Below are 22,479 nucleotides of genomic sequence, written 5' to 3'. Positions count from 1 at the left end.
GGATCGTGCAAGGGACGGGCTTCCAGCCCCTGGCCTCTGCCCGCCCCCGGCGGACAGAGTTGCAGGTCCAGGACGTGAACCCGTGCCGAGGAGCAGCCAGATGTACCCAGCCGATCCCCTCTCCGGTCTCCGTGTCGCCGTCACCGGAGCGACCGGCGGCATCGGCCGCGTGCTGGTGGCCGCCCTGCGCGAGCGCGGTGCGGCGATCGCGGTCACGGGCTCGCACCGGGGTCGCCTCGACGCCCTGACGCGGGACGTGCCCGGGCTCGTCGCCCGGGTCGCCGACATCACCGACGAGGAGCAGGTGGCCGGCTTCATCGACGCGGCCGCCGGCGGACTGGGCGGCCTCGACGTCCTGGTCAACCTCGCCGGCCTGTCGGTGCCCGGCGCGATCGCCACCGCACCGGCGGCGGACCTCGCCACGATGCTGGACGTCAACGTGACCGGGACGATGCTCGCCTGCAAGCACGCCGTACGGCACCTGGCCGGCGGACACGGCCTCATCGTCAACGTCGGATCCGCGGCGGGCCTGCGGCCGAACGCCACCGCCCCGGCCTACTGCACCGCCAAGGCGGCCGTGGCCATGTTCACCGCTGCCCTCGCCCTGCAGCTGAAGGACGAGGGGATCCGCGTCACCCACCTGGCGCCGGGCGGGACGGACACCCCGTTCTGGGGCGACCGACCCGTACGGCGCGAGACCTTGCTGGCGCCCGAGGACGTGGTCTCCGCGCTGCTCTACGTCGTCTCCCTGCCCCCGCACGTCGTGGTGCGCGAGCTGCTGTTCGAGTCCACGGGCGTGACCCGGCCGCGGTGACGGCGCCACCCCCACAGCCCTCCGCACCACCTTCCGAACAAGGGACCTCCCATGCCCCTCGCCGTCCGGTACACCGGCGCCCGTTCCCTCGTCGCAGCACAGGTCGACCGGCGCCCACCGGGACCGGGCGAGGTGGAGATCGCCCCGGCCTACACCGGGATCTGCGGTACCGACCTGCACGTCTACCACGGCGACATGGACGGCCGCGTGCACCGGCCCGCGGTGCTCGGCCACGAGACGTCCGGACGGGTCGCCGCGATCGGCGAGGGGGTCACCGGCCTCGCCGCGGGGGACCCCGTGACCGTGATGCCGCTGCGCGCGTGCGACGCGTGCGCGGCGTGCCGGGACGGTCACCAGCACATCTGCCAGGCACTGGACTTCATCGGGATCGACTCCGCCGGCTCCCTCCAGGAGCGCTGGACCGTCCCCGTCGGCGTGGTCGTCCCCCTGCCGCGCGACGTCGACCTGGCGGCCGCGGCCCTCGTGGAACCGACGGCGGTGGCCGTCCACGACGTCCGCCGGGCCGGGGTCTCGCACGGCGACACCGTGGTGGTCGTGGGCGCCGGGCCCATTGGCGTGCTGATCGCGCTCCTGGCCCGCCGGGCCGGCGGCTCCGTCCTGGTCGTCGAACCGGACGCCTACCGGCGCGACGTCGTCTCCCGGCTCGGGTTCCGCACCGTCGACCCGGCCCGGGAGGACCCGGCGGCCGCGGCGGAGGGCTGGACCGAGGGGTCCGGGGCGCGCGTCGCCTTCGAGGTCTCGGGGGCGGAGGAGGGCCTCGCCACCGCCGTCCGGGTCCTCGGCGCCCGCGGCCGGCTCTGCCTCGTCGCGATCCACTCCCGCCCGCGCAGCATCGACCTGCACCGTATCTTCTGGCGCGAACTCACCCTGGTCGGGGCCCGGTTGTACGGGCGGGAGGACTTCACCGAGGCCGTGGGGCTGGTCCACGACGGCACGGTGCCGGCCGACGTCCTGATCTCCGCGGTCGTCCCGCTCGGCTCGGCCGCCGAGGCGTTCGCCGCGACGGAGTCCGGCCGCGGGGTCATGAAGGTCCTGGTCCGTACCGGAGGGGCGCGATGACCGGGCCGCGCTCGCCCTTCGACCTCACCGGCAGGCGGGCCGTGGTCACCGGGGCCAGCCGCGGGATCGGCCGGGCCGTGGCCGTCGCCCTCGCCCGGTCGGGCGCCGACGTCGTCGGCGTGTCCGGCACGATCACCGACGACGGCGGGACCGCCGCGGCGGTCCGCGCCGAGGGGCGGTCCTTCACGGCCGTCCGGGCCGACCTCTCGGACCGCCGGGCCGTCGCCGAACTGGCCGCCGCGCTGACGGATGACGGGCCGCCGATCGACATCCTGGTCAACAACGCGGGGATCATCCGCCGGGCCCCGGCGGCCGCCCACTCCGACGAGGACTGGGACCTCGTCCTGCAGGTGGACCTCACCGCCCCGTTCCTGCTGGCCCGGCGGATCGGCGCCGCCATGGTGCACAGGGGCTCGGGGAAGATCATCTTCACCGCGTCCCTGCTGAGCTACCAGGGCGGCATCCTGGTTCCCGGGTACGCCGCCGCCAAGCACGGCGTCCTCGGCGTGGTGAAGGCGCTCTCCAACGAGTGGGCCGGCTGCGGCGTCAACGTGAACGCCCTGGTGCCCGGTTACATCGCCACCGACAACACCGCGGCGCTGCGCGAGGACCCGCAACGCAGTCGGGCGATCCTCGACCGGATCCCGGCCGGTCGCTGGGGCGAGCCCTCGGACCTCGCCTGGAGCGCCGTGTTCCTGGCGAGCCCCGCGGCGAACTACGTGCACGGCACGGCGCTGGCCGTCGACGGGGGATGGCTGGGGCGGTGACACACGGGGCCCGTCGAGCCCTGCCCCCTGTCCCGTCCCCGCCCCCGCGGTCAGACGGCGAGACCGCCCCGGGACAGCTGCGACGGGCTGACGCCGGTCATCCGCTTGTACAGGCGACTGAAGTAGTGCACGTCGCGGAAGCCGGTCAACCGCGCCGTCTCCGTCACGTTGAACTCGCCGCTGCTCAGGAGCTCCGTCGCCTTCGCGATCTTGACGTGCTGCTGGTAGGCGGTCGCCGTGAGCCCGGTGACCTGCTTGAACACGGTCCGGAAGTGGGACGGGCTGTACCCGGACAGGGCGGCGAGCCGCTGCACCGAGTACGTGGTGGCGAAGTCGTCCGTCAGCAGCTGGGTGACGGCCGAGATGCGCCGCGTGTGCGGCGGGTCGGCCGTCGAGCGGCGGTGCAGCTGGATCACCCGGAAGAGCACCGCCGACGTCAGCCCCCGCATCTGCAGCTGGTGTCCGGGCTCCCTCGACGTCCACGCGGTGTGCAGCTGCGCGAAGGCGGTGGCGACGCCTCCGGACAGGTCGGTGCTCACGACGGGGAGGGCGCCCAGCAGGGCGTCCGGATCCTGGTCGGCCGCCGTGACCCGGAAGGCGACCGACATGAAGTGCCAGGGGTCCTCCTGGTCGCTGCTGGCCGTGTGCACGGTGCCGCGCGGCATCAGGACCAGCGCCCCGGGCCGGATCCGATAGGCCCGGCCGGCGATGTCGTAGTCCGCCTTGCCCGAGACCGCGTAGACCATGATGTGCGACTGCGTGTTGGCGTGGTCGCTGATCCGCCAGTCCGCGGAGGTCCGGCGGACCAGCACGTAGTCCACGTCGCTGACGGTGCAGTCGAACGGGTCGCGTGACGGCAGGGCGGGCACACGCCGCCGCCGCTCGTCCCCGGTGCGGTGCGTCACGTCGCCTCGGCCCGCAGGCGGTCGAGGTCGAAGGAGAGCTCGGTCCCGTCCGGCCGCTCCACGGCGACGACGTCCCCGCCCCGCCACCGGACGTGCCACCCCGTGATCGCCGGCTCCTCGTCCAGGACGATCGAGTAGACCGCCCGGTGGCGGGTCCCGGCGGCCGCCGAGGAGAACGTGTGGACCTCTCCGCTCCCCTCCTTCCCCTGCCCCGGGGCGTTCGGGTGCGGGCTGTAGACGTCGTGGAGCGCGGACCACGCGGTCCGGACCGGGGATGCCGAAGGGCGCCGGTCGGTCTCCGAAGCCAACTGGAAGAACTTGGCCGCCACTTGGCGCCGTCGGAACACGAGCCGGCTGTCCGTGGCCCGGTGGGTCCGCAGCAGGTCGTCCCGGTTGTCGATCACGAAGTGGGAGTGTACGACCAGGGGCCGCCGCGTCCCGATCTCGTCGACGACCAGCACGATGTGCGGAAGCAGGCTGAACCAGGTGCGCTGCACACGCTCGACGTCCGGGTCGCCGTACGCGGCGGCCACGTCGGCGCCGAAGACGGTGACCGGGCCCTGAGCGGCCGGGCTGTCGACGACGCGCGGCCCGAACCGGCCGCCCCGGGCTCCCGCGGCCAGCGGCCGGCTCTGCGACAGCGTCCTGCCGGTCGCGGGGTCGGTGAAGCTCCAACCGGTGTGCGCCTGAGACGACTTGGCGACCTCCTGCGCCTGCAGCCGGTAGCAGCAGTGCCCCGGGTCCGTGAACAGGACTTCTCCCCGGTGCCCGAGGACGAAGCTGCCGTCGTCGGCGTGGCGGTGGGAGACGGTGGGGAGGTCGTCCTGGCCCGTCCGGGCGGCCAGCACGGTCCTGGTGTCCTCCCAGGAGTCCCGGACGACGACCGCACCCGTGCCGAACCCCTGCCCGGTCGCGAGCCCCGCCTCCCGGGGCGAGACGGGTGCACCGGCCTCGGCGAGATGGTGGAGACTCCGCCAGCCGATCGCGTTGAAGAAGCCGAACGTGCCGCCGTAGGGGGCGAGTTCGAGGTCCGCGTAGGTGGTCTCGAACAGTTGGCGGGCGAGGCCGCGGTGCCGCGGTCCGCCGTCGGGCAGGAACCGCGCGAGACACAGCAGGACGTCGGCGGGGGGCCGGCCCGTCAGCGCGGTGTCCCCGAAGTTCACCAACGCCGGATAGCGGCCCTCACCCCAGGAGCTGCGCTTCTGCTCGAACATCACCGACTGCGCGACCCACGGAAGCGCGTTGCCCAGCGGAGCGATCCACTCCGGGGTCACCTCCGGGACGCCGGCGGCGGTCAGCAGCTCGTACAGGTGGGTGAGGTGCAGCAGGGCGTAGCCCCAGTACTGCACCCACTCCGCGTAGCTGTCGCCCTGGCACAGCGCGGCTCCGAACCGGAACCGGCGCGGAAGCGTCGCGATGTCGGCGTCCGAGCCGGTCGCCAGGGCCATGGCGGCGAAGCCGTTCAGCAGCACCAGGTACCAGTTGCACACGTCGGGTGCCGCCTCGCCCTCCCCGGGTACCCGCTCGTTGCCCTCCAGGAAGCGGCGGCACGGTGCGAGGCCCTTGGTCGAGAGGGCCTGCTCGACGTGGTGGCGCAGGCCGCCGTCGAACAGCTCCGGGCAGAGTTCGAGCACCGTCGTGACCCCGAGACCGACGTGGGCGGTCTCGAGCGTGCCGACCGGAGGCGAGGTCCGCGGCCGGAACGCGGGCCCGGTCCAGTCGGCGGGAGGGAGGTCGCAGATCCGCGTGACCTCCGCGGTCAGCCAGGCCGCCCGCCGCTCGTCCGGCACGAGCGCCTGGACGAAGGCCACGTCGCCCAGCCGATCCCAGCAGACGTGCCACCAGTCCACCCGTGCGGCCGCGTCGTCCGGGTCGGCGACGGTCGGGGAGGCGGTCCAGCGTTCGGCGCGCCGCGTCAGGACGTCCAGCATGTCCTGGGCCCTGGGGTCTCTCGCGCACAGGTCGAGCACCGCCCGCACGTCGAGCCGGCTACGTGTACGGGGGTCATTAGCCGAGGTCATCGGGCGCCTCATCCGTGGTGGGGGCGAGCGGGGGGAGGTAGGTCTCGGACTGGGGGGAGGGCCGCAGCCGCACCGACCCGACGCCGGCGACGGGTGCGACGGACATCGCCAGGATCAGCGCGGCGAACCCGTGCGGCTCGTCCCGGAAGGGCGCCCGCAGCCGGACGTAGGCCTCGGGGGTCCCCGCGGCCTCGCCCTCGCCCGGGCACAGGGTTCCGGGACAGCTGTTCTCGGTGGAGAAGTCGGTGTTCACGCACCACCGCGCCAGGCCCCGCACGCCGTCGGCGACGGCGTCGCGCCACTCCTCGCCGACGAGCACCCCCTGCCGGATCCCGACGCCGAGGCCGTACACGATCAGGCCGGTGCCGGAGGACTCCTCCCAGGCCTCGGCCATGGGGATCTCCTGACGCCACAGCCCGCGGGCGGACCGGTAGGGCAGCAGACTTCTCGACAGGGCGGTGAACCGCTCGACGACCTCGCCGCGCCGCTCGTGCCCCGCGGGCAACCCGCCGAGGAGCTCGGCGAGGGCGAACAGCCCCCATCCGTTGCCCCGCCCCCAGTGGTCCCGCGACAGGACCCCCTCGGCGACGAACCCCCTGCACTGGTGCAGCAGGCCGGTCGCCGGGTCGAGGAACTCGTCGTACATCAGCACGGCCTGGCTGACCGCCTCGTCGACGTAGCGGGGCTCCTCCAGGGCGAGGCCCGCGTACATCAGGAAGGGGGCCGCGGCCATCGCGACGTCGATCCAGACCAGGTCGGGGCGCCCCGGCATGGCGAGGATGCCCTTCGCGTCGCGGGTGGCCGTCATCATCTCCTCGGCGTGGTGCCGCAGCAGCTCCGCGCGGTCCGCGAGCCGTCCCCGGGCGCTCAGGAAGGCGTGTGCGATCCCGCCGATGCGGTAGCTGGGGAAGTTGTACGGCGGATGCGCGACTCCGTCGGGGAAGCGGCGGACGACACGTTCCGCGTGGTCGAGGGCGGTGTCGTCGCCCGCCTCGGACGCCGCGCGAGCCAGCGCGTAGACCGCCAGGACGCCGTAGTAGGCCTTGACCTCGTCGGTCGCGTCGTAGTGGCGGAAGAGGCCGACGGCCACGTCGTGCGGTGACCGTGCCGTGGGGCGCGCCGGGCCGGCAAGGGGGCCGCGGTCAGAAGTAGCCACCACGCCTCACCACCTCCCGCGGGTCCAGACCGGAGGCGACCATCTGCTTGATCCCGACCTCGGCCCGCTCGACCCCCTCCGCCGCGACCAGTGTCTCCTCGGCCAGGGCGCGCGGGACGACGATCACTCCGTCGAGGTCTCCGACCAGCAGGTCTCCCGGCGCGACGGCCACCCCGCCGAGCGTGATCCCGACCTGCCAGCCGGTCATCCGGAACCGGCCCAGCATGCCGTTCGACGTCCGGTAGCGGGCGAAGACGGGGAAGCCCAGGCCCAGGACCTTCTCCGTGTCGCGCACGCCGCCGTCGACCACCGCGCCGCGGCAGCCCCTGCGCTGAGCGGCCATGGTCATGACCTCGCCCCACTGGGCCGACTCCTCGTCGCCGGAGGTGTCCCAGACGCAGATCGAGTGCTCCGGTATCTGCTCCAGCATCGCGGCGCGCTCCTCCATCTCGTCCTCCAGCCGCGCGCTGCGGGCGCCCCGGATGGTGAAGGCCACCCCGGCCAGCCGCATGTCGTCGCGCACCGGGGCGATCGCGTGGGGGAGCACCTGGCACGTGAGTCCCCGGGCCCGGAGCACGTCGTTGACCGCGGCCGTGGAAACCCGGGCGTACCGGTCGCACAACTCCCCGACGGCCGGCCCCGAGCCGGTGCCCGGCCCGTGGTCGGAGGCCCGGGCGGGCGACGGCAGGGCGTCTGTCCTCGGACGATCCATACGTGGTGACTCGCTTCCTGCTGAACTCTCCCCATACCGTCGGTCGGCGCCCGAGGTGGACGGGACGACGGGGCCGCACGGTGCTGACGCCCCGACCGTAGGCAGCGCGAGCCGGTGCGCACCCGGCCCCGCACGCCGATGGTGTGCACGATCCGCCGGTCGGGCGGTGCCGTTCCCCCGCCCGATCTCCCGTGGACGGCCTCCGGCCCGCCACCGACCCCGCCCGGGGCGCCTCCGCAGGGCCGGTCGGGGCGCTGCGACTCACCGTCGATTCGCAGGCAGTACCGCCCGTATAACCTGGCGGAATGCTTCCTGAAGTCACCGCGACCCGGTATGTCACCCCCCTCAGGGAGGGGGGATCGCTGCCCGGGATCGTCGAGGCCGACGATCTCGGCACGTATGTCATGAAGTTCACCGGCGCGGGGCAGGGGCGCAAGACGCTGGTGGCCGAGGTGGTGTGCGGGCAGCTCGCGCGGCGGCTCGGGCTGCGGGTGCCGGAGCTGGTGGCGATGGAGCTCGATCCGGTGATCGGGCTCGGCGAGCCGGACCAGGAGGTGCAGGAGCTGCTGAAGGCGAGCGGCGGGCTGAACCTCGGCATGGACTACCTGCCCGGTTCGATCGGCTTCGACCCGCTCGCCTATGCCGTCGACTCGGCCGAGGCCGGCCGGGTCGTCTGGTTCGACGCGCTGGTCAACAACGTGGACCGCTCCTGGCGCAACCCCAACATGCTGGTCTGGCACGGGGACGCCTGGCTCATCGACCACGGCGCGACCATGATCTGGCACCACAACTGGCCGGGCGTCGAGGCCTCCGCGGCCCGGTCGTACGACGCGTCCGAGCACGTGCTCGCCGAGTTCGCCCCCGACATCGCGGCGGCCGCGGCCGACCTGGCGCCGCTGGTCACCGAGGAGCTGCTCGCCGAGGTCACCGCCGACGTCCCCGACGTCTGGCTGGCGGGCGAGCCCGGCTTCGCCGACCCCGACGCGCTGCGCCGGGCCTACGCCGCCCCGCTGCTCAGCCGCGCGGCCGACATCCACGAGCGGATCGTCCTGGGCGAGCGGCGTGAACCGCGCCCGTCGCAGGCGCCCGGCTGGCTCACCGACCACCTCGCTCCGTGGCCGCACGCGAAGCGCGACGACGACGCCGAACCGGCGGGCGACGCCGGCGAGGGGGCGGGCGCATGAGCGGGCGGCACGTCTTCGAGTACGCGCTCCTTCGGGTCGTCCCGCGGGTCGAGCGCGGCGAGTGCTTCAACGCCGGGGTGCTGGTGTACTGCCGTGCCCAGGCCTACGTCGGCGCCCGCGTCCACCTCGACGAGGGCAAGCTGCGCGCCCTCGACCCGGCGGCCGACGTCGCCGGGGTGAGGGCCGCGCTGCGGGCCGTCGAGGGCATCTGCCGGGGCGGCGAGCACGCCGGGCAGGCCGAGCGGGACGACGCCGGACGGCGGTTCCGCTGGCTGGTCGCCCCGCGTTCCACGGTGGTGCAGCCCGGACCCGTGCACACCGGCCTCACCACCGATCCGGCCGGTGAGACGGAGCGCCTCCTGGCGCTGCTCGTGCAGTAGACGACCACCCTGCCGTGACGCCCGCCGGGTGAGTGATCAGGGGCACCCGGCGGGCACGTTGACACCGGGTGCCAGGGCTTCTAGCGTCACGTCCGCAGGGTACTAAGCGGTCGCTCACCCATCCGGTCGGCGGCCGCGGAACCCCACTCACGGTCGAGTCGAGGAGATCACGCATGTCCACCACGCAAGCCCGCGTCGCCGTCGTCACCGGAGCGGCCCGCGGCATCGGCGCCGCCACCGCCGTACGCCTGGCCGCCGAGGGCCACGCCGTCGCCGTGCTCGACCTGGACGAGGCGGCCTGCAAGGACACCGTCGAGAAGATCACCGCGGCCGGCGGCCGGGCGCTCGCCGTCGGCTGCGACGTCGCCGACGCCGCGCAGGTCGAGGAGGGCGTCGCGCGCGTGGTCGCCGAGCTGGGCGCGCCGACGATCCTCGTCAACAACGCGGGCGTCCTGCGCGACAACCTGCTGTTCAAGATGAGCGAGTCCGACTGGGACACGGTCATGAACGTGCACCTCAAGGGCGCGTTCCTGATGGCCAAGGCGGTCCAGAAGCACATGGTCGACGCCGGATTCGGCCGGATCGTCAACCTCTCCTCGTCCTCGGCGCTCGGCAACCGCGGCCAGGCCAACTACTCGGCCGTCAAGGCCGGTCTGCAGGGCTTCACCAAGACGCTGGCCAAGGAGCTCGGCAAGTTCGGCATCACCGCCAACGCCGTCGCCCCCGGCTTCATCGCCACCGAGATGACCGCCGCCACCGCCGCGCGGGTCGGCATGGGCTTCGAGGACTTCAAGGCCGCCGCCGCCACCCAGATCCCCGTCCAGCGGGTCGGCACCCCCGACGACATCGCCAACGCGATCGCCTTCTTCACCGACGAGGCGGCCGGCTTCGTCTCCGGCCAGGTCCTGTACGTCGCCGGCGGGCCGCTCGACTGACCGCCGGTCCGCGCATCCGACCGACCGGCAAGAGCAGAGAAGGGCAGGGGACATGCCTGAGCAGGACAGTGGCAAGGTCGCGCTGATCACGGGCGCGAGCCGCGGCATCGGCTACGGCATCGCGGAGGCGCTCCTGGCGCGCGGTGACCGGGTCTGCATCACCGGGCGCAACGAGGACGCCCTGAAGGAGGCCGTCGAGGCGCTCGGCGCCGACCGGGTCATCGGGGTGGCCGGCAAGGCGCACGACGAGGCCCACCAGGCCGCCGCCGTCGAGCGCACCATGGAGGCCTTCGGCCGGGTCGACTTCCTCGTCAACAACGCCGGGACCAATCCGGTGTTCGGCCCGATGGCCGACCTCGACCTCGACGTGGCGCGCAAGGTCTTCGAGACCAACGTGGTCTCCGCGCTCGGCTTCGCCCAGCAGACCTGGCGCGCCTGGCAGCGGGACAACGGCGGGGCCATCGTCAACATCGCCTCCGTCGCCGGGGTCTCCGCCTCGCCGTTCATCGGCGCGTACGGGATGAGCAAGGCGGCGATGGTCAACCTCTCCGTGCAGCTCGCGCACGAGTTCGCGCCGAAGGTGCGCGTCAACTCCATCGCCCCCGCCGTGGTGAAGACGAAGTTCGCGGCCGCGCTCTACGAGGGCCGCGAGGAGGAGGCGGCGGCCGCCTACCCGCTGGGCCGGCTCGGTGTGCCCTCCGACATCGGCGGCGCGGCGGCGTTCCTGACCTCCGACCAGTCGGACTGGGTCACCGGCCAGACGCTCGTCGTCGACGGCGGCATCTTCCTCAACGCCGGCGTCGGCTGACCCGGCCGGCGACGCGCGTACGGCCCCGGGCGGGAGGACCGCCCGGGGCCGTTGTCAGTGGTGCCCGGTAGGTTCGGGGGCAGTTGCACAGAACCACTGCCGGAGGTTGTCGACGTGCCCGATATCGCGATGCTGCCCGAGTCCTGGCGCGAGGTGCTCGGAGACGAGCTGGAGAAGCCGTACTTCAAGGAGCTCACCGAGTTCGTGGAGGAGGAGCGGGCCAAGGGTCCCGTGTTCCCCCCGCGCGACGAGGTCTTCGCCGCACTCGACGCCACTCCCTTCGACCAGGTCAAGGTACTGATCCTCGGTCAGGACCCCTACCACGGCGAGGGCCAGGGGCACGGCCTGTGCTTCTCGGTGCGGCCCGGCGTGCGGACCCCGCCCTCCCTGCGCAACATCTACAAGGAGATGCAGAACGAGCTCGGCCACCCCGTCCCGGACAACGGCTACCTGATGCCGTGGGCCGAGCAGGGCGTCCTGCTGCTCAACGCGGTGCTCACGGTCCGCTCCGGTGAGGCCAACTCGCACAAGGGCAAAGGCTGGGAGAAGTTCACCGACGCGGTGATCAAGGCCGTCGCCGCCCGTCCCGACCCGGCCGTCTTCGTCCTGTGGGGCAACTACGCCCAGAAGAAGCTCCCCCTCATCGACACCGAACGGCACGCCGTGGTCAAGGGCGCCCACCCCTCCCCGCTCTCCGCGAAGAAGTTCTTCGGCTCCCAGCCCTTCACCCAGATCGACACCGCCGTCGCCGCGCAGGGCCACCGCCCGATCGACTGGCGCATCCCGAACCTGGGCTGAGCCGGCGGGCGGCTCAGGACAGCGTGAACTCGGCGGTGTACGCCACCGACGCCTCGCCGTGGCGCGCCGTGTAGCCGCCGCTGCCGGCCAGCCCGCCGAGTTCGCCGGTCCCCGAGCCCCCGACCACCGTGAACGTGCAGCGCACGGTGCCGTCCTCGCCGAAGGCGCCCCGCTCCTCCAGGAAGAACGAGCCCCTGCGCCCGTCCACGGTGCCGTCCAGGAGTTGGTACCCGACGAAGGAGCCGGTCTTCTCGGTGTCATAGGCGATCACGTACGTGCACGAGGTGCCGGCGGCCTCGACGACGCCGGTGAACGTGTTCGTCACGGACGCGTGGGCGAGCTTGGCGCCGCCGGACGCCGTGCCCCCCTCGGTCTCCTCCCAGCGCTCGAAGGTGAAGCTGCCGGTGCCCTGGATCGCGGTCATCGCGTGGACTCCTCTCCCGATCCCACCGCCGGGGATTCCGGCCGGTGGAAGCAGCCTGGCCCGCGTACCTGACACCTTCTGTCAGGTAGGCGGGCCAGGATGGGGGCATGCGCGCCGACCGACTGCTCTCCCTCCTGCTGCTGCTCCAGCAGCGGGGCCGCATGACCGCGCCGGAGCTCGCCGCCGAGCTGGAGGTGTCCGTGCGGACCGTCTACCGGGACGTCGAGGCGCTCTCCGCGTCGGGGGTCCCGGTCTACGCCGACCGCGGTCCGGCCGGTGGGTACCGGCTGACCGACGGGTACCGGACCCGGCTGACCGGGCTCACCGACGACGAGGCCGACTCGCTGTCCCTGGCCGGGACGCCGGGCGCGGCCGCCGCGCTGGGGCTCGGCGCCGAGCTCGCCACCGCGCAGCTCAAGCTGGCCGCGGCGCTCCCCGCGGGGGCGGGGGAGCGGTCGCGCCGGATCCAGGAGCGCTTCCACCTCGACGCCCCCGCCTGGTTCCGCGACGCCGACCCCGTCCCCTGCCTGGCCGCGATCGCCGACGCGGTGTGGCGGCAGCGGGTCGTCCGCGCCCGCTACCGCCGCTGGGGCGGCGAGTCCCGCGAGGGCGAGATGCACCCGCTCGGCCTCGTGCTCAAGGGCGGCAACTGGTACCTGGTCGCTCGCGCCGGCCCGGACATCCGCTCCTACCGGGTGTCCCGGATGCTCACCGCCGAGGTGGCGGCGGAGACCTTCGAACGGCCGCCCGGCTTCGATCTCGCCGCCCACTGGCAGGAGTCCACCCGGCGCCTGGAGGCCGCGGTGGTGCAGCAGACGGCCCGGGTCCGGCTGTCCGCCCGCGGGATGCGGCTGCTCCCGATGATGTTCGGTGCGGCCGGGGCGCGGGCGGTCGAGGCCGCCGGGGAACCGGACGCCGAGGGCCGGGTGGAGACCGACCTCGACGTCGAGACGCCGGCCGTCGCCGTGGGCGACCTGCTGCGGCTCGGCCTGGACGCCGAGGTGCTCGCGCCCGCCGCCCTGCGGTCGGCGGTGGCGGACGTCGCCACCCGACTGGCAGAGCGCTACGGCGGGCGTGGCGAGCCTGGGGAGGGTGGGGCCGGATAGCGTCGGAGGGGACAGGACGTTTCGACGGTGGGCCCGACCGCGGGCGCACGGGCGGCGGGAGGCTGCGATGGGTCACGCACGGCAGGACGAGGCGCCCCCGGACGCGGTCATGACCCGGATCGGGCAGACGGCCATCCTGCTCCACGCCGGGGACCGCGAGGAGGCGCGCACCCGCTTCGCCGCCCTCTGGGCGGAGCTGGGCGAGGACGGCGACCCCCTCCACCGGTGCACCCTCGCCCACTACATGGCCGACACCCAGGACGACCCGCTGGCGGAGCTGGAGTGGGACCTGCGGGCGCTCACCGCCGCCGACCTGCTGACCGACGCGCGGGTCGCACGCCCCGACGGCTCGATCGCGGTCCGCGGCCTCTATCCGTCCCTGCACCTCAACCTGGCCGCCGACTACGACCGCCTGGACCGCCCCGACCACGCCCGCGAGCACCTGCGCGCCGCCCGCGCGGTGATCGACACCCTCGGCGACGACGCCTACGGCGACGGGGTCAGGGGCGCGATCAGCCGCATGGAGCTGAGGCTGACCGAGCGGTAAGTCGGGGGCGGCTCAGCCCCCGTAGGTGTCGGCGCAGATGCGGGACTCCGGGCTGCCCGGCTGCCAGCCGCCGTAGCGGCGGCCCAGCGCGCACACGTCGCCCAGGTCCCGCAGCTCCTCCGCACCCGGCACCCGGGGCGGCGCGGGCGGCGGGGGAGCGGTCCGGGCCGCGGGCCGCTCGGCTCCGGCGGACGGGGCGGGACGGTCCGGGGCCGGTGTCGGCGCGGCGGCGGGGCGGTCCCTTTCGGCGGCGGCCGCCGGGACGGGCTGCCGGGCGGGACGGTCCGACGGCGGCGGGGTCGGCGGCATCATCTCCAGGGCCTCCAGCGCCGGCGCCTGGACGATCCGCGGCGGTACGTCGGCGTTCGCGGGCCGCGGAGCGCCGGCCGCCTCCGACGGCCTCACCCGCGGTGCGGCGTCGGTCGGCCCGTTCACGCCGACACAGCCGGAGACGGCGGTGACGGCCAGACCCATGAGAAGGGTCGCGGTGGTTCTGGTGCGGTACATCCGGCCAACTCTGCTGCTCGCGCCGCCCTTTCGGGCCCGGACCGCCGATGATGACCCGGACGGGTGAGTCCCGGCGCCCGTCCGGACGCGCGCCCGGCGCGCAGGTGCGGAGCCGGTCAGCCCCGCGCGCCGTCGACGGCCTCCCGCAGCAGGTCCGCGTGCCCGTTGTGCCGGGCGTACTCCTCCAGCATGTGGGTGTGGATCCACCGGAAGGTGACGTGCTCACCGGTCTGACGGGTCCCCACCGACACGTCGTCCAGCGAGTACCGGGCGGCGATCTCGCGGGATCGCGCCACCTCCGTCTCCCAGACGGCGAACGCCTCCGCCCCGGTGTCGTGCTCGGTGACGTGGAAGTCGCGGTCCTGGTCGTCGTCGGTAAGCCACACCGACACGTCCGGCTCGCCCGCGAGGACGATGGCGTACCACCAGCGCTCCACCTCGGCCAGGTGCCGCAGCAGCCCGAGCAGGGTGAGGCCCGAGGGGGCGACCGCGGCCCGGCGCAACTGCTCGTCGTCGAGACCGGAGCACTTGGCCGCCAGGGTCGCCCGGTGGTGGTCCAGCCAGCTGTCGAGCATGGTGCGCTCGTCCACGGGGAGCGAAGGGTCGGGCCGTTCGAAGATCGTCATGCGCGGCATCCTCCCCCGCGGGCCCCGTCGACGCGAATCCGCCGGCTCCGAAATCGCAGCCGCGGGGGCCGCGTATGCTGCGAAAACACGGCATCACGGCACACGGCATCGAGGAGTCCCAGGTGAAGGTCGGCGTCATCGGTCTCGGCGACATCGCGCAGAAGGCGTACCTGCCCGTCCTGACCGTCGCACCAGGGCTCGACCTCCACCTCCAGACCCGCGACCCCGGCACGCTCGCCCGCGTCGCCGACACCTACCGGATCGCGCCCGACCACCGCCACACCGGGCTCGACGCGCTCCTCGACCAGGGGCTGGACGCCGCGTTCGTGCACGCGGCGACCGTCGCCCATCCCGAGATCGTCTCCCGGCTGATCGCGGCGGGCGTGCCCACGTACGTCGACAAGCCGCTCGCCTACGACTTCAAGACCTCCGAGGACCTGGTCCGGCTCGCGGAGGAGCACGGCGTGCCGCTCGCCGTCGGCTTCAACCGCCGCTTCGCGCCCGGCTACGCGCAGTGCCTGGAGCATCCGCGCGAGCTGATCCTCATGCAGAAGAACCGCGTCGGCCTCCCCGAGGAGCCGCGCACCTTCGTCTTCGACGACTTCATCCACGTCGTGGACACCCTGCGCTTCCTCGCCCCCGGCACGATCGACCACGTCGACGTGCGCACCCGGGTCGTCGACGGGCTCCTGCACCACGTCGTGCTCCAGCTCTCCGGCGACGGCTTCACGGCCGTCGGCACCATGAACCGGCTCAGCGGGTCCACCGAGGAGAGCCTCGACGTCTCCGGCCAGGACTCCCGGCGGCAGGTCCTCAACCTGGCCGAGATCATCGACCACAAGGGCCAGCCCAGCGTCCGGCGGCGCGGGGACTGGGTCCCGGTGGCCCGGCAGCGCGGCATCGAGCAGGTGGTCGCCGACTTCCTCGACGCGGTCCGCACCGGGCGGCCGCTCAGCGCGCGGGACGCCCTCGAGACGCACGAGCTGTGCGAGCGGATCGTCCGCGAGGCGGGCGCCTGAGCAGGCGCACGCCCTCGTAAGCGCACAGCGCCGCGAGCGCGGCCAGGGCGCCGTGCACCGCCCAGTCGCCGTAGCGCACGTACGCGGTGCGGCCCGTCGCCAGCGGTACCGCGTAGACGGCTGCGGTCCGCTCGGCCGTGCCGAGCCGGTCGCCGACGGGCTCGCCGCGCGGGCCGTGGACGGCGCTCACGCCGGTCAGGGTGGCGTGCACCACCGGCCGGCCGTTCTCCGCGGCCCGCAGCGCGGCGAGGGAGGCGTGCTGCGCCGGGGCCCAGCTGTCCTGGAACGACGACGTCGCCGACTGCGCGACCAGCAGCTGCGCCCCCGAGCGCGTCAGACGGCGGCTCATGTCCGGGAACGCCGACTCGAAACAGACCAGCGGGCCGAAGCGCAGCTCGCGGCCGTCCGCCCGCGCCGTCGCCATCACCACCTGCCGCTCACCCCGCCGCCGGTCCTCGCCGGCCGCCCTGCCCACCGACGTCGCCCAGCCGAGCAGCGAACGGGCGGGCACGTACTCGCCGAACGGGACCAGCCGCATCTTGTCGTAGCGCTGCCCGGTCGGGCCGCCGGGGCCGACCAGCACCGAGCTCTTGAAGATCCCCGGGCGGTCCGTGCGCCGGGCGTCGACGTTCACCAGCACGTCCGCGCCGGTCTCCCGGGCGAGCGCCGCCAGCCGCGCGGCCAGGGCGGGCCGCGCGGCGAGGTCGGAACCGACGCTGCTCTCGCCCCACACCACCAGGTCGACGCCGCGGTCCGCGACCTCCCGGGTGAGCCGCTCGCCGGCGGCGAACCGCCGCGCCGCGCCGCCGGGCCCGCCGTGGACGCCCGGTTGGACGACGGCGACCCGCACCTCGCCGGCCACCGCCGGGCGCGGCGCCCACCACGAGGCCGCGCCCGCGACGAGCCCGCAGGCCACGAGCCCGGCGAGCGCAACGACGGCCCCGCGCCGGCCCGCCCCGGCGACCAGCAGCGTCAGCGCGGTGTTCACCGCGACCACGAGCAGACCGACCAACCACACCCCGCCCACCGAGGCGACCCGCAGGGCGGGTTCCACCTGCCACTGGCTGGAGCCGAGCAGCGCCCACGGCCCGCCGAGCCCCTGCCACGACCGCACCAGCTCGACCAGGAGCCAGCCGGACGGCACCAGGAACACCGCCGCGACCCCGCGCCGGACGCCGGGGGAACCCCGCAGCAGGTGGCGCACCAGCACGCCCCAGGGCGCCCACAGGAGTCCGAGGACCGCCACGAGGAGCACGATGAAGACGTGCAGGCTCGGCATGAGCCAGTGGTGGGCGGCGAGCAGGAAGCCCGCACCGCCCAGCCAGCCGTCGAGCGCCGCGCGGCGGACGGTGGGGGCACGGCGGACGAGCAGCATCCACGGCACCAGCGCCCCGTACGCCCACCACCACCACGCGGGGGCGGGGAAGGCGAGCGCGGGAAGCGCGCCCGCGAGCACGGCGCAGGCGGCGCGCGACCAGCCGCCGTCCGGAACGGCCGGCAGGCCTCCTCGCATCCGTGGAGCGGCGGCCGAGCGGGTGTCGGCGCCCTCGGGCAGGTCGTTCAGAGGCCCGGCCCGTTCCGGTACGGTCCCGCGTGCGCCTGGCGCCACTTCTCCTGGACGGTGAGCCGGTCGATCCGCCAGCCGGCCGGGGTGCGGGCCACGATGAACAGGCAGCGGCCGCCGGACAGCGACACCGGTCCCGCGTCCGGGCTCGGCCGCAGCGGGCGCAGGTAGTCGGCGCGGACCCGCGCGGTGTCGCCCGGGCCGCCGTCGACCTGCTCCACCGTCACCTGGCGGTTGACGTACAGGTGCTGGCGGACGGAGTAGCGCGCCATGGTGCCGGCCAGCCAGGCCACCATCTCCTCGACCCCGCCCTCTATGCCGCCCGCCGTCCGGTGGTCCGCCCGGCCCGTCGCGGTGAACAGGCCGGCGAGAGCCTCCCAGTCGCCGTCGTCGAGCGCCACGGCGTAGCCGGTGACGAGGGCGTCGATGGCCAGCCGGTCCATCACGGTCGCGAGATCCACACGCTGCGTCATCGGGTCAGTCTCCGGTCCCCGGTGCGGGACGCCAAGAGCCGTGCACCGAATCCGCGGCGCCCGGCCGGCGGCGTGTCACGCGGGGCCCGGCGGGGTCTCCTGCCCGCGCACGATCACGAGGAACGCGTCCGCGTGCAGGTCCATCACCACCTCGGCCCGCACCCCCTCGGTCAGCCGGGCCGCGGCGAACTCCTCCGCCGGCCACGAGCCCCGCGGCCCCCCGGCCGGAAACCGTTCGAGAACCTGATGTGCACTCACCTGCGCACCTCCGTGCGTCTGACTGGGGAACCGGTGTCCACCGGGCCAACGATCCCCCGCACCGCTTCGTCACGGGCCGCGCCCGTGAGCGATCTCTCGTACGGCAGGACGCGCCGCGGGGCGCCGCCGGCTGCGTCCGCGACAGGACCGGCACACGGTCGTGCTCGTTCCATGACGCGGTCGCCGCGGGGCGGCCCGGCGCCGTTCAGGGCGGTTCAGCTGTCGCAGCCCACGCCGTCCCCGTCCCGGTCGAGGTGCGGGCCGTAGCCCGGCTGCCCCTGGCGGACCGGTGCGGCTCCGGCCGCGCGGGCGGCGGTGCAGTTCTGGTAGTACACGTCGCTGCCGCCGCCCCCGCCGGTTGTGCCGCCGCTGCCGCCGTCGTCCGCCGGTGCGGCGTCCGCCGGCGGACGCGCGGTGACCGTGACCTTCGTCGTGGCCCGCACCGTCACGGTCGGCGCGGGCTTCGGTGCGGCGGGCTTCGCGGTCACCGTGGCGGTCGCGGTCGCCGTCGTGGTGACGGTCGGCCCGGGCTTCGGCGCGGAGTCGGCCTGGGCGGGGGTCTCGGCGCCGCCGCCCGCCGCGATGCCGACCAGGAACGCGAACCCGATGGCCGGGAGCACGAACCGCTTCCGGGCCCAGCGGCGCGGCGCGGGCGGCTGCGGTCCGTACGGCGGTTGCGGTTGGTACGGAGGCTGCGGCTGGTACGGCTGCGACGGGTCGTACGGGTTGCTCATGAGGTCCCCCCTCGGTCGTGCGGTGGCGCGACCGTAGACCCCGCGGCGTGGGGCGCGAGGGGGAGACCGGGACGCGGTGACACAGCTGTGACACGGCGTCCCGCGGGCCTCAGCCCGCCGACTCGCCCGCGTGGGGGCTCAGCACACCGGCCGCCACCAGGGCGAAGAGGAGCAGGCCGAGGAGGATGCGGTAGATCACGAAGGGCATGAAGGAGCGGGTGGAGATGAACTTCATGAACCAGGCGATCACCGCGTAGCCGACACCGAAGGCGATGACGGTCGCGAAGATCGTCGGGCCCCAGGAGACGTGACCCTCGCCGACCTCCGTCAGCTCGAACAGGCCGGAGGCGAGGACGGCCGGGATGGCCAGCAGGAAGGAGTAGCGGGCCGCGGCCTCGCGGGTGTAGCCCATGAAGAGACCGCCGCTGATCGTGGCGCCGGACCGGGACACGCCGGGGACCAGGGCCATCGCCTGGCACAGGCCGTAGATGAGGCCGTCGCGGACGCCGAGGTCCTTGAGGGTCTTGCCCGGTGCGACCGAGCGGTGGCGGCCGCCGGAGGTCTCGGCGGCGGCCCTCCGCGCGGCGAGGCGGTCGGCGATGCCGAGGACGACGCCCATGACGACCAGGGTCGTCGCGATCAGCCGCAGGTCGCGGAAGGGCCCCTCGATGTGGTCCTTGAGGGTCACCCCGAGGATCCCGATCGGGAGCGAGCCGACGATGACCAGCCAGCCGAGCTGCGCGTCGTGGTCGGAGCGCATGGAGCGGTCGCGCAGCGAGCGGAACCAGGCCGAGATGATCCGGGAGATGTCCTTGCGGAAGTAGATCAGGACGGCGGTCTCGGTGCCGATCTGGGTGATCGCGGTGAACGCGGCCCCCGGATCCTCCCAGCCGGCGAACGCGGCCGTCAGCCGCAGGTGGGCACTGGAGGAGATCGGAAGGAACTCCGTCAGCCCCTGTACGAGGCCGAGGATGAGGGATTCGAACCAGCTCATGAAGGTGAGGCCGTCCCGGGGAGGAAGATCGCGAATCGTCTGGACGCCGCGGACCGTAGTCCGAACGGGTTACGAGCAGGTGGCCACGGGTCGACGTCCAGGGGTGGCCGCCGGATCTCGCCCGGCACTGGGTGGGCCTTGAGGTCTGTGTCGCGTCGAGCGGGGCCATGGTGCGTCGAGGTGCACGACGGGGGAGGGGGGCGACGCCGTGGGGTCTCCCCCGCGCGAGCGAAGCCGAGAGCTCGGGTAAGTCGGCGACCGACGACAACGCCGCAGATCGGCGTGCCGGGCCCGGCGACTCGGAGCGAGATCCGCCGGCCACCCCCTGGGCCGCGCCCGGTCAGTCGCCGCGTATCTGGTGGCGTTTGCGCCAGGCGACGATCAGGCCGCCGAGGCCGGAGAGGGCGATGAAGCCCATGGCGAAGAGGAAGGCGGGGGAGGTGGGGGTGGACGCCTGGCTGCCGGCGACGACGTACGCGGCGGTGTTCGGGATGCAGCCGAGACCGGTCGCGAGCAGGAACGGGGCGATGCGCATCCGCGAGATCGCGGCGCAGTAGTTCACCGCGGCGAACGGGACACCGGGGAAGAGCCGCGCCGCGAGCGTCGTCCGGAAGCCGTGCCCGCTCAGCTGGCCGTCGGCCGCCTTCAGCCACTTGCCGCGCAGCAGCGGCCGCAGGGCGTCCTGCCCCAGCATCCGGCCCAGGCAGAACGAGATGCCCGCCCCGACGACCGTCCCGCCGACCGCGGCGGCCAGGCCGAAGTGAGAGCCGAACAGCGCGCCCGCCGCGAGGTTCAGCAGCGGGCGCGGCACGAACGCGGCGGTGCACAGACCGTAGGCCGCCGTGAACAGCAGCACGGCGCCGGCGCCGTTGATCTGGGCGGGCCAGCCGTCGGACAGCAGCCGCTGCGGCTGGAACATCACGACGAAGGCGGCCGCCGACGCGAGGAGCACCAGCAGCAGGGACAGCCGCGACCACGGCGACAGCAGAAGCTTGCCGCAGCGCAGAGCGAGCCCGTGGGGACGGGAAGCGGAGGCGAGCATCCGGGGAGACTAACCGAAGAACCTGTCGGATCGCCGTAATCCGTGCCTCATATGCCGCACAGTGCCGAAGAGCACACTCCAGCACATCACGCCGGACACCGCGCCCGACCGGGCGGCGGGTGAACTCCGGCCGCACGTAAATGAGTCGACGCGCCCGCCGGCGTCGGCCAGGATCGTGGGCATGTCCCGGTACGCCTTCCTCGCAGCGCCGGCCGCCGTCGCGGCCGCGCCGAAGGCTGCCGTCCTCTCCGCGGCCGCAGCCGCAGCAGCCGTCGTCGCTGCTTCCGCGGTCGCGCCCTTCGGCGGCGCCCGAAGCTGACTCTCCCCGGACAGACCGGCGGACCCCGCAGGGGGAGGGTCGGTCAGGCCCAGGGGTCCGGTGTCCACGCTTCGCGTTCCTGAAGGGAACAGCTCCAGCCATGCCCAAGACGGCATACGTGCGGACCAAGCCGCACCTCAACATCGGCACCATGGGCCACGTCGACCACGGCAAGACCACCCTCACCGCCGCCATCACCAAGGTCCTCGCCGACCGCGGCTCCGGCACCTTCGTCCCGTTCGACCGCATCGACCGGGCCCCGGAGGAGGCCGCCCGCGGGATCACCATCAACATCAGCCACGTCGAGTACGAGACCGACACCCGCCACTACGCGCACGTCGACATGCCCGGCCACGCGGACTACGTCAAGAACATGGTCACCGGCGCCGCGCAGCTCGACGGCGCGATCCTCGTCGTCTCCGCGACCGACGGGATCATGCCGCAGACCGCCGAGCACGTGCTCCTCGCCCGGCAGGTGGGCGTGGACCACATCGTCGTCGCGCTCAACAAGGCGGACGCGGGCGACCCCGAGCTGACCGACCTGGTCGAGCTGGAGGTCCGCGAGCTGCTCACCGCGCACGGGTACGGCGGCGACACCGTCCCCGTGGTCCGGGTCTCGGGACTCAGGGCGCTGGAGGGCGACCCGCGCTGGACGGAGGCGGTCGGCGCGCTGCTCGACGCCGTCGACACCTACGTGCCGATGCCGGAGCGCTACGTCGACGCGCCGTTCCTGCTGCCGGTGGAGAACGTGCTGACGATCACCGGGCGCGGCACCGTCGTCACCGGTGCCGTCGAGCGCGGGACGGTCCGGGTCGGCGACCGCGTCGAGCTGCTCGGCGCGGACGGCGGCCCGCTCGCGACGACCGTCACCGGCCTGGAGACCTTCGGCAGGCCGATGGACTCCGCGCAGGCCGGCGACAACGTCGCGCTGCTGCTCCGCGGCCTGTCCAGGGACGCGGTGCGCCGCGGGCACGTCGTCGCCGCGCCCGGCAGCGTCACGCCGAGCCGCCGCTTCACCGCGCGGGTGTACGTGCTCTCCGCCCGCGAGGGCGGGCGCACGACGCCGGTCGTCAGCGGCTACCGGCCGCAGTTCTACCTGCGGACGGCGGACGTGGTCGGCGACATCGACCTGGGCGTGGTCGCCGTCGCCCGGCCCGGCGACACCGTCGACCTCGCGGTCGAGCTCGGCCGCGAGGTGCCGCTGGAGAGCGGGCTCGGCTTCGCCATCCGCGAGGGCGGGCGGACCGTGGGCGCGGGCACGGTGACCGAGGTCCGCTGAGCCGCTCCGTCCGGCGCACCCCGCACG

Annotated in this window: 26 protein-coding genes; 13 read left to right on the top strand and 13 right to left on the bottom strand. The window is 74.2% G+C overall.

Annotated elements, in window-relative coordinates; translation table 11 throughout:
• Positions 1-100: 100 nt before the first annotated feature.
• From ACFWEG_RS08085 to ACFWEG_RS08075, 3 genes are read left to right on the top strand one after another with little or no spacing between them, the layout of a single operon-like run.
• The gene (locus ACFWEG_RS08085) at positions 101-814 is read left to right on the top strand and encodes an SDR family oxidoreductase (protein WP_387210485.1); all 714 of its coding nucleotides are present in this window, start codon (positions 101-103) and stop codon (positions 812-814) included.
• Positions 815-865: 51 nt separating this feature from the next.
• A complete protein-coding gene (locus ACFWEG_RS08080; RefSeq protein ID WP_387210482.1) occupies positions 866-1,894 on the top strand; it encodes a zinc-binding dehydrogenase in 1,029 nt (342 codons plus the stop codon).
• Positions 1,891-2,661 (top strand): SDR family oxidoreductase, encoded by a 771-nt coding sequence (locus tag ACFWEG_RS08075; protein WP_387210479.1) that lies wholly within the window; start codon positions 1,891-1,893, stop codon positions 2,659-2,661. The genes ACFWEG_RS08080 and ACFWEG_RS08075 overlap by 4 nt, the downstream gene beginning before the upstream one ends.
• A gap of 50 nt (positions 2,662-2,711) precedes the next feature.
• Here the strand turns inward: ACFWEG_RS08075 and ACFWEG_RS08070 are convergent, their stop codons facing one another.
• The 4 genes from ACFWEG_RS08070 to ACFWEG_RS08055 all read right to left on the bottom strand — a co-directional run bounded on the left by ACFWEG_RS08070 (position 2,712) and on the right by ACFWEG_RS08055 (position 7,455).
• A complete protein-coding gene (locus ACFWEG_RS08070; RefSeq protein ID WP_387210476.1) occupies positions 2,712-3,566 on the bottom strand; it encodes an AraC family transcriptional regulator in 855 nt (284 codons plus the stop codon).
• Positions 3,563-5,497 (bottom strand): heparinase II/III family protein, encoded by a 1,935-nt coding sequence (locus tag ACFWEG_RS08065; RefSeq protein WP_387210473.1) that lies wholly within the window; start codon positions 5,495-5,497, stop codon positions 3,563-3,565. Before ACFWEG_RS08065 ends, ACFWEG_RS08070 begins: the two co-directional genes overlap by 4 nt.
• Before the next feature lie 76 nt (positions 5,498-5,573).
• Positions 5,574-6,677 (bottom strand): glycoside hydrolase family 88 protein, encoded by a 1,104-nt coding sequence (locus tag ACFWEG_RS08060; RefSeq protein WP_387210470.1) that lies wholly within the window; start codon positions 6,675-6,677, stop codon positions 5,574-5,576.
• A gap of 52 nt (positions 6,678-6,729) precedes the next feature.
• Positions 6,730-7,455, bottom strand: coding sequence for an RraA family protein (locus ACFWEG_RS08055; RefSeq protein ID WP_387210467.1), 726 nt, complete (start codon positions 7,453-7,455; stop codon positions 6,730-6,732).
• A gap of 305 nt (positions 7,456-7,760) precedes the next feature.
• Here ACFWEG_RS08055 and ACFWEG_RS08050 point away from each other — a divergent pair, with 305 nt between their 5' ends.
• From ACFWEG_RS08050 to ung, 5 genes are all read left to right on the top strand, one after another.
• Positions 7,761-8,639: a HipA family kinase gene (locus ACFWEG_RS08050; RefSeq protein WP_387210464.1), complete on the top strand. Its 879-nt coding sequence runs from the start codon at positions 7,761-7,763 to the stop codon at positions 8,637-8,639.
• Positions 8,636-9,019 (top strand): DUF3037 domain-containing protein, encoded by a 384-nt coding sequence (locus ACFWEG_RS08045; RefSeq protein ID WP_387210461.1) that lies wholly within the window; start codon positions 8,636-8,638, stop codon positions 9,017-9,019. Before ACFWEG_RS08050 ends, ACFWEG_RS08045 begins: the two co-directional genes overlap by 4 nt.
• Positions 9,020-9,192: 173 nt before the next feature.
• Positions 9,193-9,954 carry a 3-oxoacyl-ACP reductase FabG gene (gene fabG, locus ACFWEG_RS08040; protein WP_387210458.1) on the top strand — a complete coding sequence of 254 codons (762 nt, stop codon included), beginning with the start codon at positions 9,193-9,195 and terminating at the stop codon, positions 9,952-9,954.
• Between the two features lie 52 nt (positions 9,955-10,006).
• On the top strand, positions 10,007-10,762 hold the full coding sequence (locus tag ACFWEG_RS08035) for an SDR family oxidoreductase (protein WP_387210456.1): 756 nt from the start codon (positions 10,007-10,009) through the stop codon (positions 10,760-10,762).
• 114 nt (positions 10,763-10,876) lie between these two features.
• Positions 10,877-11,560 (top strand): uracil-DNA glycosylase, encoded by a 684-nt coding sequence (gene ung / locus ACFWEG_RS08030; RefSeq protein ID WP_387210453.1) that lies wholly within the window; start codon positions 10,877-10,879, stop codon positions 11,558-11,560.
• A 13-nt stretch (positions 11,561-11,573) separates the two neighbouring features.
• Here ung and ACFWEG_RS08025 read toward each other — a convergent pair whose 3' ends face one another.
• A complete protein-coding gene (locus ACFWEG_RS08025) occupies positions 11,574-11,984 on the bottom strand; it encodes a DUF3224 domain-containing protein (RefSeq protein WP_387210450.1) in 411 nt (136 codons plus the stop codon).
• A 107-nt stretch (positions 11,985-12,091) separates the two neighbouring features.
• Between ACFWEG_RS08025 and ACFWEG_RS08020 the strand changes: the two genes are divergently transcribed.
• On the top strand, positions 12,092-13,090 hold the full coding sequence (locus tag ACFWEG_RS08020) for a helix-turn-helix transcriptional regulator (protein ID WP_387210447.1): 999 nt from the start codon (positions 12,092-12,094) through the stop codon (positions 13,088-13,090).
• Between the two features lie 67 nt (positions 13,091-13,157).
• Complete coding sequence (locus ACFWEG_RS08015; RefSeq protein ID WP_387210444.1) at positions 13,158-13,637, top strand: hypothetical protein; 480 nt, start codon at positions 13,158-13,160, stop codon at positions 13,635-13,637.
• A 12-nt stretch (positions 13,638-13,649) separates the two neighbouring features.
• Here the strand turns inward: ACFWEG_RS08015 and ACFWEG_RS08010 are convergent, their stop codons facing one another.
• Both ACFWEG_RS08010 and ACFWEG_RS08005 read right to left on the bottom strand, forming a co-directional pair.
• The gene (locus tag ACFWEG_RS08010) at positions 13,650-14,144 is read right to left on the bottom strand and encodes a hypothetical protein (protein WP_387210441.1); all 495 of its coding nucleotides are present in this window, start codon (positions 14,142-14,144) and stop codon (positions 13,650-13,652) included.
• A gap of 116 nt (positions 14,145-14,260) precedes the next feature.
• Positions 14,261-14,770 carry a DinB family protein gene (locus ACFWEG_RS08005; RefSeq protein ID WP_387210438.1) on the bottom strand — a complete coding sequence of 170 codons (510 nt, stop codon included), beginning with the start codon at positions 14,768-14,770 and terminating at the stop codon, positions 14,261-14,263.
• A 122-nt stretch (positions 14,771-14,892) separates the two neighbouring features.
• Here ACFWEG_RS08005 and ACFWEG_RS08000 point away from each other — a divergent pair, with 122 nt between their 5' ends.
• Positions 14,893-15,789, top strand: a complete 897-nt coding sequence (locus ACFWEG_RS08000; RefSeq protein WP_387210576.1) for a Gfo/Idh/MocA family protein — start codon at positions 14,893-14,895, stop codon at positions 15,787-15,789.
• On the opposite strand, the gene lnt is transcribed toward ACFWEG_RS08000, so the two are convergent.
• The 6 genes from lnt to ACFWEG_RS07970 all read right to left on the bottom strand — a co-directional run bounded on the left by lnt (position 15,722) and on the right by ACFWEG_RS07970 (position 20,854).
• Positions 15,722-17,302 (bottom strand): apolipoprotein N-acyltransferase, encoded by a 1,581-nt coding sequence (gene lnt / locus ACFWEG_RS07995; protein ID WP_387210435.1) that lies wholly within the window; start codon positions 17,300-17,302, stop codon positions 15,722-15,724. The genes ACFWEG_RS08000 and lnt overlap by 68 nt on opposite strands.
• Positions 17,303-17,349: 47 nt before the next feature.
• Positions 17,350-17,826, bottom strand: a complete 477-nt coding sequence (locus tag ACFWEG_RS07990) for a nuclear transport factor 2 family protein (protein ID WP_387210432.1) — start codon at positions 17,824-17,826, stop codon at positions 17,350-17,352.
• A 75-nt stretch (positions 17,827-17,901) separates the two neighbouring features.
• Complete coding sequence (locus ACFWEG_RS07985) at positions 17,902-18,084, bottom strand: hypothetical protein (protein ID WP_387210430.1); 183 nt, start codon at positions 18,082-18,084, stop codon at positions 17,902-17,904.
• A gap of 215 nt (positions 18,085-18,299) precedes the next feature.
• A complete protein-coding gene (locus ACFWEG_RS07980) occupies positions 18,300-18,818 on the bottom strand; it encodes an excalibur calcium-binding domain-containing protein (protein ID WP_387210427.1) in 519 nt (172 codons plus the stop codon).
• A gap of 109 nt (positions 18,819-18,927) precedes the next feature.
• Positions 18,928-19,812 carry an undecaprenyl-diphosphate phosphatase gene (locus tag ACFWEG_RS07975; protein WP_387210425.1) on the bottom strand — a complete coding sequence of 295 codons (885 nt, stop codon included), beginning with the start codon at positions 19,810-19,812 and terminating at the stop codon, positions 18,928-18,930.
• Positions 19,813-20,152: 340 nt separating this feature from the next.
• Positions 20,153-20,854, bottom strand: coding sequence for a TVP38/TMEM64 family protein (locus ACFWEG_RS07970; protein ID WP_387210423.1), 702 nt, complete (start codon positions 20,852-20,854; stop codon positions 20,153-20,155).
• Between the two features lie 181 nt (positions 20,855-21,035).
• Between ACFWEG_RS07970 and ACFWEG_RS07965 the strand changes: the two genes are divergently transcribed.
• On the top strand, positions 21,036-21,173 hold the full coding sequence (locus tag ACFWEG_RS07965) for a hypothetical protein (RefSeq protein WP_387210421.1): 138 nt from the start codon (positions 21,036-21,038) through the stop codon (positions 21,171-21,173).
• Between the two features lie 100 nt (positions 21,174-21,273).
• Entirely contained in the window at positions 21,274-22,452 is a 1,179-nt protein-coding gene (tuf, locus tag ACFWEG_RS07960) for an elongation factor Tu (protein ID WP_387210419.1), read from the top strand.
• Positions 22,453-22,479 lie beyond the last annotated feature (27 nt).

Source organism: Streptomyces sp. NPDC060194 (assembly GCF_042728285.1).
GTDB lineage: Bacteria > Actinomycetota > Actinomycetes > Streptomycetales > Streptomycetaceae > Streptomyces.
Note: the sequence above shows the minus strand (reverse complement) of the source record. Positions and strands in the feature narration are given on the sequence as shown.

Coding starts and splice junctions, on each gene's coding strand:
- ACFWEG_RS08085 (WP_387210485.1), top strand. CDS start 101: ATGTACCCAGCCGATCCCCTCTCCGGTCTCCGTGTCGCCGTCACCGGA.
- ACFWEG_RS08080 (WP_387210482.1), top strand. CDS start 866: ATGCCCCTCGCCGTCCGGTACACCGGCGCCCGTTCCCTCGTCGCAGCA.
- ACFWEG_RS08075 (WP_387210479.1), top strand. CDS start 1,891: ATGACCGGGCCGCGCTCGCCCTTCGACCTCACCGGCAGGCGGGCCGTG.
- ACFWEG_RS08065 (WP_387210473.1), bottom strand. CDS start 5,497: ATGCTGGACGTCCTGACGCGGCGCGCCGAACGCTGGACCGCCTCCCCG.
- ACFWEG_RS08055 (WP_387210467.1), bottom strand. CDS start 7,455: ATGGATCGTCCGAGGACAGACGCCCTGCCGTCGCCCGCCCGGGCCTCC.
- ACFWEG_RS08050 (WP_387210464.1), top strand. CDS start 7,761: ATGCTTCCTGAAGTCACCGCGACCCGGTATGTCACCCCCCTCAGGGAG.
- ACFWEG_RS08045 (WP_387210461.1), top strand. CDS start 8,636: ATGAGCGGGCGGCACGTCTTCGAGTACGCGCTCCTTCGGGTCGTCCCG.
- fabG (WP_387210458.1), top strand. CDS start 9,193: ATGTCCACCACGCAAGCCCGCGTCGCCGTCGTCACCGGAGCGGCCCGC.
- ACFWEG_RS08035 (WP_387210456.1), top strand. CDS start 10,007: ATGCCTGAGCAGGACAGTGGCAAGGTCGCGCTGATCACGGGCGCGAGC.
- ACFWEG_RS08025 (WP_387210450.1), bottom strand. CDS start 11,984: ATGACCGCGATCCAGGGCACCGGCAGCTTCACCTTCGAGCGCTGGGAG.
- ACFWEG_RS08020 (WP_387210447.1), top strand. CDS start 12,092: ATGCGCGCCGACCGACTGCTCTCCCTCCTGCTGCTGCTCCAGCAGCGG.
- ACFWEG_RS08015 (WP_387210444.1), top strand. CDS start 13,158: ATGGGTCACGCACGGCAGGACGAGGCGCCCCCGGACGCGGTCATGACC.
- ACFWEG_RS08010 (WP_387210441.1), bottom strand. CDS start 14,144: ATGTACCGCACCAGAACCACCGCGACCCTTCTCATGGGTCTGGCCGTC.
- ACFWEG_RS08005 (WP_387210438.1), bottom strand. CDS start 14,770: ATGACGATCTTCGAACGGCCCGACCCTTCGCTCCCCGTGGACGAGCGC.
- lnt (WP_387210435.1), bottom strand. CDS start 17,302: ATGCGAGGAGGCCTGCCGGCCGTTCCGGACGGCGGCTGGTCGCGCGCC.
- ACFWEG_RS07990 (WP_387210432.1), bottom strand. CDS start 17,826: ATGACGCAGCGTGTGGATCTCGCGACCGTGATGGACCGGCTGGCCATC.
- ACFWEG_RS07980 (WP_387210427.1), bottom strand. CDS start 18,818: ATGAGCAACCCGTACGACCCGTCGCAGCCGTACCAGCCGCAGCCTCCG.
- ACFWEG_RS07975 (WP_387210425.1), bottom strand. CDS start 19,812: ATGAGCTGGTTCGAATCCCTCATCCTCGGCCTCGTACAGGGGCTGACG.
- ACFWEG_RS07970 (WP_387210423.1), bottom strand. CDS start 20,854: ATGCTCGCCTCCGCTTCCCGTCCCCACGGGCTCGCTCTGCGCTGCGGC.
- ACFWEG_RS07965 (WP_387210421.1), top strand. CDS start 21,036: ATGTCCCGGTACGCCTTCCTCGCAGCGCCGGCCGCCGTCGCGGCCGCG.
- tuf (WP_387210419.1), top strand. CDS start 21,274: ATGCCCAAGACGGCATACGTGCGGACCAAGCCGCACCTCAACATCGGC.